12 protein-coding genes are annotated in these 14,208 nt (G+C 69.1%); 1 reads left to right on the top strand and 11 read right to left on the bottom strand.

The window, feature by feature from the left end:
* Positions 1 to 53 precede the first annotated feature (53 nt).
* Positions 54 to 3,389, top strand: coding sequence for an autotransporter outer membrane beta-barrel domain-containing protein (locus ACFPN9_RS28430; protein ID WP_066720764.1), 3,336 nt, complete (start codon positions 54 to 56; stop codon positions 3,387 to 3,389).
* Positions 3,390 to 3,411: 22 nt separating this feature from the next.
* Here ACFPN9_RS28430 and ACFPN9_RS28425 read toward each other — a convergent pair whose 3' ends face one another.
* The 11 genes from ACFPN9_RS28425 to ACFPN9_RS28375 all read right to left on the bottom strand — a co-directional run bounded on the left by ACFPN9_RS28425 (position 3,412) and on the right by ACFPN9_RS28375 (position 14,187).
* Positions 3,412 to 4,236 (bottom strand): inositol monophosphatase family protein, encoded by an 825-nt coding sequence (locus tag ACFPN9_RS28425; protein ID WP_066720761.1) that lies wholly within the window; start codon positions 4,234 to 4,236, stop codon positions 3,412 to 3,414.
* 21 nt (positions 4,237 to 4,257) lie between these two features.
* Positions 4,258 to 5,100, bottom strand: coding sequence for an endonuclease/exonuclease/phosphatase family protein (locus tag ACFPN9_RS28420; protein ID WP_066720758.1), 843 nt, complete (start codon positions 5,098 to 5,100; stop codon positions 4,258 to 4,260).
* A 16-nt stretch (positions 5,101 to 5,116) separates the two neighbouring features.
* On the bottom strand, positions 5,117 to 5,983 hold the full coding sequence (locus ACFPN9_RS28415; protein WP_066720754.1) for a carbohydrate ABC transporter permease: 867 nt from the start codon (positions 5,981 to 5,983) through the stop codon (positions 5,117 to 5,119).
* Complete coding sequence (locus tag ACFPN9_RS28410) at positions 5,980 to 6,858, bottom strand: carbohydrate ABC transporter permease (protein ID WP_066720751.1); 879 nt, start codon at positions 6,856 to 6,858, stop codon at positions 5,980 to 5,982. The genes ACFPN9_RS28415 and ACFPN9_RS28410 overlap by 4 nt, the downstream gene beginning before the upstream one ends.
* 19 nt (positions 6,859 to 6,877) lie before the next feature.
* Complete coding sequence (locus tag ACFPN9_RS28405) at positions 6,878 to 8,170, bottom strand: ABC transporter substrate-binding protein (RefSeq protein WP_066720749.1); 1,293 nt, start codon at positions 8,168 to 8,170, stop codon at positions 6,878 to 6,880.
* A gap of 52 nt (positions 8,171 to 8,222) precedes the next feature.
* Positions 8,223 to 9,266, bottom strand: a complete 1,044-nt coding sequence (locus ACFPN9_RS28400; RefSeq protein WP_377817968.1) for an ABC transporter ATP-binding protein — start codon at positions 9,264 to 9,266, stop codon at positions 8,223 to 8,225.
* A gap of 188 nt (positions 9,267 to 9,454) precedes the next feature.
* Positions 9,455 to 10,327, bottom strand: coding sequence for an alpha/beta hydrolase family protein (locus ACFPN9_RS28395; protein ID WP_066720745.1), 873 nt, complete (start codon positions 10,325 to 10,327; stop codon positions 9,455 to 9,457).
* A complete protein-coding gene (locus tag ACFPN9_RS28390) occupies positions 10,324 to 11,331 on the bottom strand; it encodes an ABC transporter ATP-binding protein (protein ID WP_066720742.1) in 1,008 nt (335 codons plus the stop codon). The genes ACFPN9_RS28395 and ACFPN9_RS28390 overlap by 4 nt, the downstream gene beginning before the upstream one ends.
* On the bottom strand, positions 11,328 to 12,308 hold the full coding sequence (locus tag ACFPN9_RS28385; protein WP_066720739.1) for an ABC transporter ATP-binding protein: 981 nt from the start codon (positions 12,306 to 12,308) through the stop codon (positions 11,328 to 11,330). The genes ACFPN9_RS28390 and ACFPN9_RS28385 overlap by 4 nt, the downstream gene beginning before the upstream one ends.
* The gene (locus ACFPN9_RS28380; RefSeq protein WP_066720736.1) at positions 12,305 to 13,213 is read right to left on the bottom strand and encodes an ABC transporter permease; all 909 of its coding nucleotides are present in this window, start codon (positions 13,211 to 13,213) and stop codon (positions 12,305 to 12,307) included. The genes ACFPN9_RS28385 and ACFPN9_RS28380 overlap by 4 nt, the downstream gene beginning before the upstream one ends.
* On the bottom strand, positions 13,210 to 14,187 hold the full coding sequence (locus ACFPN9_RS28375) for an ABC transporter permease (RefSeq protein ID WP_066720733.1): 978 nt from the start codon (positions 14,185 to 14,187) through the stop codon (positions 13,210 to 13,212). The genes ACFPN9_RS28380 and ACFPN9_RS28375 overlap by 4 nt, the downstream gene beginning before the upstream one ends.
* Positions 14,188 to 14,208 lie beyond the last annotated feature (21 nt).

The raw sequence follows: 14,208 nt of genomic DNA, 5'->3' as shown, positions 1-14,208 counted from the left end.
CCCGATGCGCCCGAACCCGCAGAAACCTCTGCCGGGCCGGCCGAATGGTGGGGATGCGGGTCAGACGGCGTGATCGGCGCGGCCGCCTCTGCGGCGGTCTCCTGTTCGTCCTGCTGGCCCACCCCGCACAGGCCCAGTCGAACGGCAATGTCGGCGGCTTCGCCGAGATCGGCACCAGCAATCCCTACCCCTATTCCAGCCTCACCTTCATCGGAACGGCCGGCCATCTGCGGGCCATCAGTGATCTCGACCTGGGAAGCCAGGTCGCAACGGAGATCGGGGCAGAGGGGCGATTGTCCGCCGCGACCGGAACCCGGATGATCGTCAATCTCGACTGGCTCCGCTCGAATTCGGTCCTTTACCTCGGCTCGGCGACCGACCGGGGACAGATCGAGGTGCAATCCTGGAGCGGGCGCTGGAACAGCTCGGCACGGCTGGTGATCGATGGCGGGACGGTCGTCGCCAACACCGCCGGGTTTGCCGGCCTGAACGAGCTGGTCGAATACATCGCTTCCGTCACCATCAGCAACGGCGCGACGCTTTATCTGGGCAGCCAGAACACGACGATCCGCCGCCTGGAAGGCAATGGCCAGATCGGTTTGGCCGGAGCCAATCTGACCATCCGCGGCGGAACCTTCTCGACCGGCATCACCGGGGCCTCGACGCTGACCTTCTCGGGCGACAGCACCTGGACCGGGACCGGCTCCAGCGTCGGGACGCTCGCGGTCCTCTCGGGCGTGACGCTGACGACCAGCAACCCGGCGGCGGTCGAAAACACGACGGCGCTGCGGGTCGACGGGACCTACGCGCTCAATTCGGCGCTGGCAGTGGACGGGCTTTCCGGGAGCGGCACCATCGCCCTCGGGACGGGCTCCAGGCTGACGGCCGGCTCGCAGAATGCCAGTTCGACCTTCGACGGCACCATCTCCGGCAGTGGCGGCGGGCTGACCAAGGCGGGCACCGGGACGCTGACCCTGACCGGCGCGAGCAGCTATACGGGCGCCACCATCGTCGAGGCGGGGACGCTGGCGATGGGCCGCGTCAACGCCTTGCCGACGACCAGCCCCGTCACGATCAATGGCGGAACCTGGTCGCTGGCCGGCTATGACCAGACGGCGTCCAGCCTGAGCGGAGGTCCTTTCGGCACGGTTTCGCTCGGCGGCGCCCGGCTGACATTGGGGGGCGGAGCCGACAGCGCGTATCAAGGCACCATCACCGGCACCGGCGGCCTGACGAAGATCGGCGGCAACCGGCAGGAGCTGTACGGCTCCACCACCTATTCCGGGCCGACCGTGGTGTCCGGCGGCTTGCTCCGGCTCTACGGCACGCTGCCGAATTCGCGGTCGATCAGCGTCGATGCCGGCGCCGAACTCGATGCCGCGACGGCCAATACTCTCTCGACCCAGGCCCGTGTCACGCTGACCGGCAGCAACGCCACATTGCGGATCAGCGGCGACCAGAGCATCGGGGCCCTCGACGGCACGAGTGGCGCGCGGGTGCTGTTCGGCGCCGGGCGGACGCTGACGCTGGGCGGCGGCAATGCCGATGGCAGCTTCGCCGGCACGCTCGGCGGCGATGGCCGGGGCAGCCTCACCAAGGTCGGCAGCGGAACCGTCACGCTGTCGGGGACAAGCGGGTACCAGGGCGCGACGCTCGTGAACGCCGGCACGCTGGTGGTCAACGGCTCGATCGCCGCCTCCTCCGGCGTCACGCTGAATGCCGGGGCCTTCCTTGGCGGCTCCGGCACGGTGCCGAGCGTCACCGTCGCGGGCGGAACGCTATCGCCCGGCAATTCGCCGGGGACGCTGACCATCGCCGGCGACCTGACCCTCGACGCCGCCTCGACCTACCGGGCGGAAATCCAGGGCGCCGTGTCGGACCGGCTGAGCGTTACCGGCACAGCGGCGCTGGCGGGGCGGCTGCAGCTCGTTCCGCTCGGCGGCAGCTTCACGTTCAACAGCCCCTATACGCTGCTGACGGCGGCGGGCGGGCGCAGCGGCAGCTTCGGCACGGTCGAGACCATCGGCTCCTTCGGCGACGGCGTGACCTCCACTGTGAGCTACACCGCGCAGGATGTGCAACTCACCCTGGCTCCCAAGCCGCTCGTCCCGATCGTCGATCCCGCGCCGACGCCCTCGCCCTTTCCCGGGGATTCCGGCACGAGCCCGGGCACTCCGGCAACCTCCCCGGGCTCCTCGGCCGGAACCGTGCCCACGCTCTCCGGCGCGGCCGCGCCGAACGTCGTCGCCATCGCCTCGCGGATCGACGATGCGGTCTCGAGGGGCGTCGATGTCTCCCGGTTCTTCCCGATCTACAATCTGCCGGCCGCGGCCATCCCGGCCGCGGTCAACCAGCTTTCGGGCGAGATCCATACGGCGGCTCCGGCGATCGACCGGCGCCTCGCGGACCGGTTTCTCGGCACGATGCTGAACGCAGGCTTCGGCCAACGGCTGCGGCCCGGCGGCCTCGGACCCGGCCGCGCCGGCTACAGCGCCGCGTCCGCGCCCGGCTTCGACGACGCGACCGCGGCTTCGCGTCTGGAAGCGCCCCGCTTCGCCCTGTGGGGCACCGCTTCCGGCGGGGCCGGTCGCAGCGAGGGTTCGCTTCGCAGCGGCACGGCGCGGCGCGCGCTCGACGAGATGCAGTTCGCCGTGGGGGCCGATGCGAGGCTGGGGACCGACGCCGTCATCGGTGTCGCCATCGGCGGGGCCCGCGGGCGGGCCTCACTGCCGGGCGGGCTCGGCCGGATCGAGAGCGAAGGCGTCCAGTTCGGCGTCTACGGTCTGACGCGGATCGGCCGGCTGGAACTTGGAGCCGCCGCCGCCTTCGGCCGCAGCGACCACAGCGTCTCGCGCAGCGTTCCGGCTCTCGGCGGGGGGCTGACAGCGTCCTATGCCAGTACGCAATGGAGCGGGCGGCTGCAGGCCAGCCTGCCGGTTCTAAGTGCCGGCGGCTTCAGCCTTTCGCCCGTCGCCGCGCTGCAGCGTGTCACCATCCGCACGCCCGCCTTCGTCGAGCGCTCGGCCTTCGGCGAGAGCGCCGCTGCGCTTGCGGTCGCCGGGCGCCGGGACGCCGGGACCCGGGCCGAATTCGGCCTGCAGTTCGAGGCGGAAACGGCGATCGGCGGCCTGCCGGCGTCCGGCTTTCTGCGCGCCTCCTGGGCCCGCGCTTTCGACGATGACGCCCGGATCGCCGCAAGCTTCACCGCCCTGCCCGGCCTGGGCTTCGTCGCCCGCGGCGCGCAGCGGCCCCGCAACAGCGCTCTCGTCGCGGCTGGTCTGGAGGTAAGGCTGTCCGAGCTCCTCGCGATCGGCCTGCGTGGCGACGGGGAGGTCTCCGCTACGGGCGGCCATTACAGCGGCATGGGCCAGATCCGGCTCAGCTTCTGAGGCGGCGCCGACTGCCGCGGCATCAGCCGACGAGAAGAGCGCGGATCGAACGCCAGCTGTCGCCATCGGGAGCGCAGAGCAGCCCGGTCGAGGGCTGGCCTGGCCGGTAGAGGCTGCCATCGAGCATGCGGGCGTGGCCGCCAGCTTCGCCGAACAGCAGCACGCCGGGCGCATGGTCCCAGGGGTTCAGCCCGCCATAGAGCAGGAAATCGCAGCGCCCGGCAGCGGCGAGGCGATACTCCTGCCCACAGCAACGCAGCGACGCCACGCTGGCGAAGGCGGGGAAACGAGCCGGCAGCGCGCTGCGCATCGGCTCGGGAAAGTACTGCCAGCTCGCCATGCCGTTCATGTCCGCGATGGCGACCGGGCCGCCGGCGCGCAGATCGCGGGATGTGCCGCCCGAGCTCTCCAGCCAGGCTCCCTCGCCTCGCAAGGCGAGCGCGCTGTCGTTCAGCACGGGATCGTGGATCACTGCTGCCGCGGTCTCGCCCCTCACAACGGCCGCGGCCATGACCGCGAAGAGCGGCAGGTCGGAGGCGTAGTTCAGCGTGCCGTCGACCGGATCGATCACGAAGGCGAGCTCCGCCTCCGCCAGCCGCCCCAGCACGGCCGGGTCGCGCGTCGCGGCCTCCTCGCCGACGAGCAGCGCGCCGGGAAAAGCCCGCTTGAGTTCGGCAAAGATGAAACGCTCGGCCGCCTCATCGGCCTCCGTCACGAGATCGCCCGGCGCCGCCTTCTCGCGGACGTCGCCGGCGGCCAGCCTGCGGAAGCGCGGCATGATTTCGCGCCGTGCCGCCTCGGCGAGGATGCCGCTCAGGCGATCGAGATCGCGCCGCGAAACCATCATGACATGCTCCGGGGCCGACCGTCAGCCGACATCGAACTCGACCAGGATCGGCTGGTGGTCGGAGGCGCGCGTGTCGACATCACAGACGATGCGGCGGGCGCGGGCCGCGAGATCGGGAGTCGCCAGCACATAGTCGAGGCAGCCGGGCGGGCCGTAGGTCTGGTCGACGATGAAGGCGGTGGGCGGCGGCGGTGCGTCACCCATCACGGCAGGCCAGAGATCGCGCAGCGGCGGCGTGCCATCCTCGAAGGGCGCCATCAGCCGCGCCAGAGCCGGATCATCCGGCCGCATGTTGAAGTCGCCAGTCAGGATCGCGCTCGCCGTGTTCGGCGTCGGCGCATAGGTGTGTGGCCCCGGCGCGCGCGGCGTGCCGGCGCGCGACGCGGCCATGCGATGCGCCTCCCGGATGCCCTCGACCTGGGCCGCCCGCAGCACCGGCGAGGAGTATTCCAGATGCGTCGTCATCAGCCGCACCGGGCCGAGCGGCGTCTCGGCGACCGCCTCGACCAGCACGCGCGGCATGTTGCGTGTCGCTGCCGCCTCCCAGGGCAGGAGATGGCGGAGCGCCTGCGCGACGCGGTAGCGGGTCAGGATCAGGTTGCCGAAGCGCTTGCGCCCGCCGCGACCGTCATCGACATCGACGCCGATGCCCTCGATGGCGGTAAAGCCCGGCAGCATCTGCGCGAAGAGGGCGAACTGGTCGGTGGCGTCATTGCCGTCGAGATCGGGAAAATTCGCCGCCACCTCCTGCAGGCAGAGCACGTCGAAATCCGCCATCGCCCGCGCGTGGTCGATGATCCGTCTCGGATCGACGCGATCGTCGGTACCGCGCGCCCACTGGATGTTCCAGGTAATCAGCTTCATCGGAACCTTGCTCGCGTCACTTGATGCCGGCGCGCATGAAGCTCTGCACGAACTGGCGCTGGAAGAGCAGGAAACCGACGAGCAGCGGGGCGGACGTCATCAGCGTCGCGGCGCAGATCACCGCCCAGTCGATGCCCTGATCGCTCGACGAGAACACCTGCAGGCCCACCGTGAGCGGGCGCGACTCGACCGAGTTCGTCACCAGCAGCGGCCAGAGGAAATTGTTCCAGTGATAGCTCACCGAGACCAGCCCGTAGGCGATGTAGGTCGGCTTCGCGAGCGGGACATAGACCTTCATCAGCACCTGCAGCGGGCTCGCCCCTTCCACGCGCGCGGCGTCGTCCAGCTCCTTCGGCACGGTCTTGAAGGTCTGCCGCAGCAGGAAGATGCCGAAGGCCGAGGCGATATAGGGCAGCGCGATGGCGGGGATGGTGTCGATCAGCTCGAAACGGGCCAGCGTCCGGTAGTTCTCGACGATCAGCGCGTCCGGCATGATCATCAGCTGCGCCAGGATCAGCGCGAAGGCGACGTCGCGGCCCCAGAAATCCTGCCGCGCCAGCGCATAGGCCGCCAGCGTCCCCAGCACGAGCTGGAAGGCCAGGATCATCGTCACCAGGATGAAGGTGTTGAGGAAGTAGCGCGCGAAGGGCGCCGCCGCCCAGGCGCGGGTGAAGTTGTCGAGCGTCAGCGGCGCGGTCAGCACGAAGCGCGTGGTGTATTCGGCCGGGTGGATCGCCGCCCAGATCGCATAGGCCAGTGGCAGCACCCAGATCAGCGCCAGCAGGATCGCCCCCGTCGACTGCAGGGTCAGCGAGAGCCCCTTGGGCGCATAGGGGTCGGTGCGGGCCGCATGGGCGACCGGCTGCGGAGCGGGCGCGCTCATCGATAATGCGTCCTGCGCTCGAGGAACCCATACTGGACGAAGGCGACGAGGGCGAGCAGCAGCAGCAGCACGCAGGTCAGCGTTGCCGCATAGGCCGTGTCCCAGAAGCTGAAACCAACCTGGTAGATGTAGAACAGCAGCAGCGTCGTCGCGTTGTCGGGGCCGCCGCGGGTCATGACGAAGATGTGGTCGACCATGCGGAAGGCGTTGATCACAGCATTGATCAGCACGAACAGCGTCGTCGGCATCAGCAGCGGGAACTGGATGCGCCGAAAGTAAGTCCAGCGCGAAGCGCCCTCGATCGCCGCCGCCTCGCCGAGGCTGGGCGGCAGGGCCTGCAGCGCCGCGAGGTAGAAGATCATGAAGAAGCCCGCCTCCTTCCAGATCGCGACGATGGTGATCGCGTAGAGGGCGGTGTCCTGCGAGCCGAGCCAGTTGGTGCTGCGTCCGCCGAAGGCTCCGACGATCTGCTCGAGCAGGCCGTATTGCGGCGTGAAGAAGAACAGCCAGATGTTCGCCACCGCGATCATCGGCAGGATCGTCGGCGTGAAGAACGCCATCCGGACCCAGGTCCGCCCGACGATCCTGTCGTTGACCCAGACCGCCATCAGCAGGGCGAGCGCGATCGAGGTCGGGATGGTGCCGAGCGCGAACCAGAGATTGTTCGACATCGCCTTCCAGAAGATCGGGTCGGCGAGGAGCTGCTGGTAATTGTCGAGCCCGACGAAGCGCGCCGGGCGGCGCGCCTTGGGTGTCGAGTAGAAGCTCTCGATGAAACTCGCGACCGCCGGCCAATGCGTGAAGAGGGCCAGGCAGGCCATGGCCGGCAGCAGGAGCAGCCAGCCATGGACCGTGGCGGTCGCGCGGGTGTTCATCGCGGAGCGGCTTCCTGGCTCAGCGATAGGGCTTCAGGATGCGCTCGGCCTCGGCCTGCGCGTCCTCCAGCGCCTTCTTGGGCGGCTTGGTGCCGGTCAGCGCGGCCTGCAGCCCATCATTGAGCGCCTTGGTGACGCGCTGGTTCTCATGGGTCGAGAGTTCGGCCACCGCATGCGGGAGCTGGTCGCGCGCCACCAGAGCCGGCGGGAAGTCCTTCGCATAGGCCTGCATCGCGGGCGTCTCATAGGCTGCCGGCGAAACCGCGACATAGCCGGTGTCGATGCCCCATTGCGCCGCGCGCTCGGGCGTCGTGATCCAGCGGATGAACTTGAAGGCGGCCTCCTGCTGGGCCGGCGTGGCCTTCTTCGAGAGGTAGAAATTGCCGCCGCCGGTCGGGCTGCCGCGGCGCTTGCCGGCCGGCAGCATGGCGACGCCGAAGGAGAATTTGGCGTTGCTGCGGACATTGGTGAGGTTGCCGGTGGTCGTCCACATCATCGCGACCTTCTTCTCGAAGAAGTCCTTCGGTGTGGTGCCCCATTCGACGATGCCGGGCGGATGGACCTTGTGCTTCTGCGCGAGGTCGACCCAGTACTGCAGGGCCTCGACCACGGCGGGATCGGCGTAGTTGGTCGCGTTGCCCGCGGCATTGGCGAGAATTGCGCCGGCCTGCGTCGAGAGGCCCTGGAAGAGCCAGTAGGGGAAGCCGGAGGACGGGATCTGGATGCCCCACTGGGTGACGTTGCCCGAGGCGTCCTTCTTGGTCAGCTTCTGGGCGAAGTCGAGCTGCTCGGCCCAGGTCGCCGGCGGCTTCTCGGGGTCGAGCCCGGCCTCCTTGAACAGCTCCTTGTTCCAGTAGAGCACCACGGTCGAGCGCTGGAAGGGAATGCCCCAGGTCTTGCCGCCGGTCTGGCTGTTTTCCATGAAGGCCGGGAAGAAGGAGGCGAGCCACTTCTTGTCGTCCTCGGTCTTCACGAAGCTGTCGAAGGGGACGATCGCGTCCTCGTCGATCAGCGTGAACATGTCGGTCGAGAGCAGCACCGAGGTCACAGGCGGCGTGCCGCTCTTGTGGGCGGTCAGCGCCTTGACGATCGTTTCCTGATAAGTGCCGGCATAGATCGGCTTCAGCTTGATCGACGGGTTCTCCTTCTCGAAATCGGCGGCGTAGGTGTCGATCAGCTTGGTGATCGGCCCGCCGACGGCGACCGGATAGAAGAACGACACCTCCGTCGCGGCCTGCGCCCGGGCGATTCCCGGCAGCGCCAGCGACCCTGCGAGCGCCGCAGCGCCGGTCAATACGTCACGCCTGTCCATCTGTTCTCTCCCTCTCGAGGTGGCTGTTGCGCCCGACCCTTGTGACCGGATCTTAAACGGGAACCGCTCTGCGTTCGGACGCCTGGTCGAACCAGTGCAGCGCCGATTGTGACAATGTGATGTAGACCTTTTCACCTGGCTTCGTCCGTACCTTGCCGGCGCGGCGGACGATGAAGCCATGCCCGCCGATGCGGGTTTCGACCAGCGTGTCGGCGCCGAGATACTCCACCGCGACGACGTCGGCGGCGATGCCGGCCTCGCCGAGATCGGTCATCTCGGGGCGGATACCGACCGCCAGACCGGCGGGATCGTGCCCCGGCGGCGGCGTCAGAACCCCTGCCCCGCCGGCGGCAAGCACTGCTGGCAGCGGCACGACGTTCATCGGCGGCGTGCCGACGAAGCGGGCGACGAAGATGCTGGCCGGGTTCTCGTAGATCTCGTCGGGCGGCGCGTCCTGCTCGATCCGCCCGTTGCGCATCAGCACGACCTGATCGGCCATGGTCATGGCCTCGACCTGATCATGGGTGACATAGACCATGGTGATCCCCAGCCGCTGCTGCAGCTCGCGGATCTCGCGGCGCATCTCGACGCGCAGCTGCGCGTCGAGATTGGAGAGCGGTTCGTCCATCAGGCAGACCGGGGCCTCGGCGACGATGGCGCGGCCGAGCGCGACGCGCTGCTGCTGGCCGCCCGACAGCTGCGAGGGCTTGCGGTCAAGCAGCGCGCCGAGACCGAGGATTTCGGCGGCGCGCGCCAGCCGGCGGTCGCGCTCGGCACGGGCCACTTTCCGCACATCGAGCCCGAAGGTGATGTTCTGCGCCACCGAGAGATGCGGAAACAGCGCGTAGTTCTGAAACACCATCGCGATGCCGCGCCCGGAGGGAGCGGCCGTCGTCACGTCGCGCCCGCCGATCAGGATGGTGCCGCTCGTGGTGTCCTCGAGCCCCGCGATCAGCCGCAGCGTGGTCGACTTGCCGCAGCCGGAGGGGCCTAGGAGCGCGACCAGCTTGCCGCCGTCGACCGTAAAGCTGACGTCGTCGACCGCGGCAGCGCCGCCCCAGCTCTTCGAAACCGCTTTCAGCTCAACAGAAACCATGCGTCATCCGGGCTGCGGCCCATGCCCAGTGAGCCGGCACAGGAGCTGCGTTGTCGTGGGCGCCGATATGGCGCGAAATCGCGCCGGGGCACAAGCCATTGCGGAAGTTGCCGCAACGGCCGCCTGCAACGACCACTGGTCGCGCTCGGCCGGCGGTCCTTGAGCCGGCTCATCGCCGACCTTGCGTCTCAGGCGACGGTGCGGGCCGGTGCACCGGCAACGGCGGCCTCCGGGATGCGGCCCTCGAACCAGTAGGCCGCCGCAGCGTGGGACATCGCCTCGCCGTCATGGCCGATGCCGGGCACCTCGATATGGACCCAGTTGCAGGGCGCGCCGCGGCGCTGGGCCTCGGCCCGACCGAGTTCGATCATGCGATGCGAGCGCGCGAAGCGGTGCGGCCCCTGGGCCAGGGCCTCGGGCTGGGACGGCAGGTTCGGATCGTCGGTGGCGATGTCGCGGTCGCCGGCGAGGATGATCATCGGCGATGCGAGCCAGCGCAGCAGCGCCGCCTCGTCGAGCCCGAGGCCGCCCAGCCCTTCCGGGAAGGGCTTGTCGAGCGTCGGCAGGGTGTACCAGCCGGAATTGGCGGCGATGGCCGCCTCGAAGGGACCGAACCCTTGCGTCGCCAGCATGCGGTGGACGAACTGGCCGCCCGCCGAATGGCCGAAGATGCGGATAACGGGCCTGTCGATCACGCCGCCTGCGCGAAGCGCCTCGAGGACGCGCGCGGGGACCGCGTAGAGCCAGTCCTCGCGCGGCGCGACAGAGCTGTCCGGCCCGACGACGAGCCCGTTATTGTAGCCTTCGGCCTTGGGATAGACCGCATCGGGAAAGGTCGGCGCGACGATCAGGAGATTGTGCTTCTCCGCGGCATCAATCCAGAAGTCGCGATAGTCGTCGCCATTGCGCATCATGCCGTGCTGGACCACGACGACGGGATCATTCGGGCGATGACGCTCGGGACGGTAGCAGTTGACCGTCAGCGGCCGCTCCGGGTGGCGGGCATCGACGAAGGGCAGCGTGCTGCGGCCGGTGGGCGGGTTGAGCGTGGCGGTGGTCATGCGGCCTCCGGAGGCGTGTGCAGATGGCAGGCGGCGCTGCGGCCGGGCGCGATCTCGGCCAAGGGCGGCCTGATCTCGCGGCAGACCGCCATCGCCTGCGGACAGCGGGGGTGGAAAGGGCAGCCGGGCGGCGGCGCCAGCGGCGAGGGCAATTCGCCGCCCAGCGGCTTGAAGGCCTGCTTGCGCCGCGCTGCAGAGGGAATCGCCGCGATCAGGGCGGCGCTGTAAGGATGGGCCGGCGTCGCGAAGATCTCGGCCGCCGGCCCGATCTCGACGATGCGGCCGAGATACATGATCGCGACGCGGTCGCTGATGTGGCGCACCAGGCCGAGATCGTGGCTGACGAAGAGATAGGTCAGGCCGTGGCGGGCGCGCACATCCATGAACAGGTTGATGACCTGGGCCTGGATCGAGACGTCGAGCGCCGAGACCGGCTCGTCGCAGACGAGGAAGTCGGGCTTCACCGCGAGCGCCCGGGCGATGCCGATGCGCTGGCGCTGGCCGCCCGAGAACTGATGCGGATAGCGCTCGCGATAAGCGGTATCGAGCCCGACCTCGGTCAGGGCGCGGTCCACCGCCTCGTCGATCTGCGCCTTCGGCACCAGCTTGTGCAGGCTGAGCGCCTCTCCGACGATGCGGGAGACCTTCATGCGCGGATCGAGCGAGGCATAGGGGTCCTGGAAGATCATCTGGACCTTGAGCAGGTAGTCCAGGCGGTCCCTGCCCTTCAGCCCCGCGACCTTGCGCTGATCATAGACGACCTCGCCGGAGGTAGGCGGCAGGATGCCGGTGATCACCCGGGCGAGCGTGGACTTGCCGCAGCCGGATTCCCCGACGAGGCCGAGCACCTCGCCGCGTGCGATGGAGAGGTCGACGCCATCCACGGCGCGCAGCACTGGCGGCGGCTTGCCCCGGCCGGTCGCCATCAGGATGCGCTCGGCCAGTGTCGGGCTGCGGCGGAAATGCCGGGTGATGCCCTTCAACTCGAGGATCGGCGCGCTCATGCGGCGTCTCCCTGCGGCACGGGGTTGTGGCAGCGATAGCTCCGGCTGCCTTCCTCCGTCGGCATCGGATCACGTTCGGCACAGAGCGGCAGGGCATTGGGGCAGCGCGGGCGGAAGGGGCAGCCGCTCGGCCGGTCGTCGATGCGCGGCGCGACGCCGTCGATCTGGTTGAGGCGCCCGCCCGGCGCAACCAGCGTCGCCGAGGAGTTCAACAGCCCGAGCGTATAGGGGTGGCGCGGCGCGTCGAGGACGGCATCGACCGGCCCGATCTCAACGATGCGACCGGCATACATCACCGCCACCCGGTCTGCGAGTTCGGCCACCACCGCCAGATCGTGGGTGATCCAGAGCACGGCGGTGCCGGCCTCGCGGGCGAGCTTCTGAACCTCGAACAGGATCTGGCTCTGGATCGTGACGTCCAGCGCCGTCGTCGGCTCGTCGGCGATGATCAGGTCGGGGTCATTGAGCAGTGCGGTCGCGATGGCGACGCGCTGGCGCATGCCGCCGGAGAATTCGTGCGGGAACTGCTCCAGTCGCGCCTGCGGCGAGGAGATGCCCACCCGCGCCAGCGCCTTCGCCGCTTCGTCCAGCGCCGCGCTCCGGCCGATGTCGCGATGTTCGAGGATGGCCTCGCTCATCTGCTCGCCGATGCTCAGCACCGGGTTCAGCGTCATCAGCGGGTCCTGAAAGATCATGGCGATGCGGTCGCCACGTAAAGCGCGCAGGCGCTCATCGGACGCCGCCCTGATGTCCTCTCCCGCGAAGCGGATCGTGCCGGCGACGATCTCGCCCGGCGGATCGATCAGCCGGACCAGCGAGAAGCCGGTCACCGATTTGCCGGAGCCGGACTCACCGACGAGGCCCAGCACCTCGCCGCGCGCGATGGCGAGATCGACGCCGTCGACCGCCGGCCAGGCGCCGTCGAGCGCATGGAACACCGTCCGCAGGCCGCGGACCTCGAGCAGGGTTTCGGTCATGAGCGCACGTTGAAGCTGCGGCGCATGCGGTCGCCGACGAGGTTCAGCGAGACGATCAGCAGCACCAGCGCGATGCCGGGGAACACCGCGATCCAGTATTCGCCCGAGAGCAGGAATTCGAAGCCGTTGGCGATGAGCAGGCCGAGCGAAGGCTGCGTCACCGGCACGCCGACGCCGAGGAAGGAGAGCGTCGCCTCCAGCGTGATCGCGCTCGCGATGCTGATCGAGGCGACGACCAGCACCGAGCCGACCGAGTTCGGCAGCAGATGCGCGAGCATGATGTGCCGCGTCGGCAGGCCGAAATTGAGCGCCGCCTCGATGTACTCCTTGCGCCGCTCGACGAGTGCGGAGGCCCGCATCAGCCGCGCATATTGCGCCCATTGCACCAGCACGATGGCGAGAATCACCTTGTCCACGCCGCGCCCGATCGAGGCGAGCAGCACGAGCGCGATCAGGATCGAGGGGAAGCCGAGCATGAAATCGACGATGCGCATGATCAGCGCATCGACGAAGCCGCCGAACTGCGCGGCCAGCAGTCCCGCGGAGATGCCGATGACGAGCGCGCCGAGCGTGGCGGTCAGCCCCACCATCAGGCTGGTGCGCAGGCCGTAGAGGATCGCGCTCAGCATGTCGCGGCCCTGCGAATCGGTGCCGAGCCAATAGGTGATGCCGGTCATGCCCGCCTCGCCGGGCGGCAGCCGGTTGTCCATGACGCTGAGCGAGGCGAGGTCGTGCGGGTTCTGCGGCGCGATCATCGGGCCGAGCAAAGCGAGCCCGACCATGATGGCGAGCAGGATGGCGGCGCCGCGCGTGGTCGGGCGGCTGCGGATGCGGCGCAGCACGGCCGCGCGCAGCGTCGTCTCGGCCTCGGGCGGGACGGCGGGCGCCTTGGTCGTCGCGCTCATGCCGCCTCTCCCGTCAGCTTCACCCGCGGATCGAGCGCGGCATAGAGGATGTCGACGAGGAAATTCACCGTGACGAAGAGCAGCGTCGCCAGCAGCACATAGGCGACGACCACCGGGCGATCGAGCTGATAGACCGAGTCGATCAGCAGCTTGCCCATGCCGGGCCAGGCGAAGACGGTCTCGGTGATCGTTGAGAAGGCGACGAGGCTGCCGAACTCGATGCCGACGACGGTCACGACCGGGATCAGGATGTTGCGCAGGACGTGGCGGCCCACGATCCGGCGCGGCTTCACGCCCTTGGCACGCGCGTATTTGACGTAATCCTGCGTCATCGCCTCGCTCGTGCCCGCGGCGACGAGGCGGACCATCAGCGCCATGTTCGGGATGGCGAGGTTGATCGCCGGCAGCGCCAGATGGGTCAGCCCGTCCCAGGTCAGCAGGCTGGTGCGGATGCCGAGGACGGTGACGGTCTCGCCGCGTCCCGCCGTCGGGAGCCAGCCCAGCAGCACGGCGAAGAGCAGGATCAGCATCATGCCCTTCCAGAAGCTCGGCAGCGAATAGCCGAGCACGGTGGCGCCCATGATGATGCGCGCACCGCGGCTGTCGCGGTCGAGACCGGCATAGAGCCCGAGCGGGACGCCGAAGGCGATCGCCAGCGTCATCGCGAGCAGCACGAGCTCGAAGGTCGCGGGCAGGCGCGCCAGGATCAGTTCGATCGCCGGGACGCCATGGACGAAGGAGCGGCCGAGATCGCCCTTCAGCGCATTGCCCATGAAGACGAAATATTGCTGCCAGACCGGCAGATCGAGGCCGAGGCGGCGGATCAGCGCCTCGCGCTCGGCGGCGCTGGCCGAGGGCGAGACCAGAAGCTCGATCGGGTCGCCGATGCCGTAGACGGCGAAGAAGACGACGACCGAGACCGCGAGCAGCACGAATACGCTCTGGATCAGCCGCTGGAGGACATAGGCGGTCATGGGGTGCGACCGGCTCCGCGT

This window comes from Allobosea massiliensis (assembly GCF_042655245.1).
Lineage (GTDB): Bacteria > Pseudomonadota > Alphaproteobacteria > Rhizobiales > Beijerinckiaceae > Allobosea > Allobosea massiliensis.
The sequence above is the reverse complement of the archived record's forward strand: the minus strand, read 5'-3'. Positions and strand labels throughout refer to the sequence as shown.

Excerpts from the sequence above, each read along its gene's own strand:
- ACFPN9_RS28430 (WP_066720764.1), top strand. The coding sequence starts at position 54 with ATGCGGGTCAGACGGCGTGATCGGCGCGGCCGCCTCTGCGGCGGTCTC.
- ACFPN9_RS28425 (WP_066720761.1), bottom strand. The coding sequence starts at position 4,236 with ATGATGGTTTCGCGGCGCGATCTCGATCGCCTGAGCGGCATCCTCGCC.
- ACFPN9_RS28420 (WP_066720758.1), bottom strand. The coding sequence starts at position 5,100 with ATGAAGCTGATTACCTGGAACATCCAGTGGGCGCGCGGTACCGACGAT.
- ACFPN9_RS28415 (WP_066720754.1), bottom strand. The coding sequence starts at position 5,983 with ATGAGCGCGCCCGCTCCGCAGCCGGTCGCCCATGCGGCCCGCACCGAC.
- ACFPN9_RS28410 (WP_066720751.1), bottom strand. The coding sequence starts at position 6,858 with ATGAACACCCGCGCGACCGCCACGGTCCATGGCTGGCTGCTCCTGCTG.
- ACFPN9_RS28405 (WP_066720749.1), bottom strand. The coding sequence starts at position 8,170 with ATGGACAGGCGTGACGTATTGACCGGCGCTGCGGCGCTCGCAGGGTCG.
- ACFPN9_RS28400 (WP_377817968.1), bottom strand. The coding sequence starts at position 9,266 with ATGGTTTCTGTTGAGCTGAAAGCGGTTTCGAAGAGCTGGGGCGGCGCT.
- ACFPN9_RS28395 (WP_066720745.1), bottom strand. The coding sequence starts at position 10,327 with ATGACCACCGCCACGCTCAACCCGCCCACCGGCCGCAGCACGCTGCCC.
- ACFPN9_RS28390 (WP_066720742.1), bottom strand. The coding sequence starts at position 11,331 with ATGAGCGCGCCGATCCTCGAGTTGAAGGGCATCACCCGGCATTTCCGC.
- ACFPN9_RS28385 (WP_066720739.1), bottom strand. The coding sequence starts at position 12,308 with ATGACCGAAACCCTGCTCGAGGTCCGCGGCCTGCGGACGGTGTTCCAT.
- ACFPN9_RS28380 (WP_066720736.1), bottom strand. The coding sequence starts at position 13,213 with ATGAGCGCGACGACCAAGGCGCCCGCCGTCCCGCCCGAGGCCGAGACG.
- ACFPN9_RS28375 (WP_066720733.1), bottom strand. The coding sequence starts at position 14,187 with ATGACCGCCTATGTCCTCCAGCGGCTGATCCAGAGCGTATTCGTGCTG.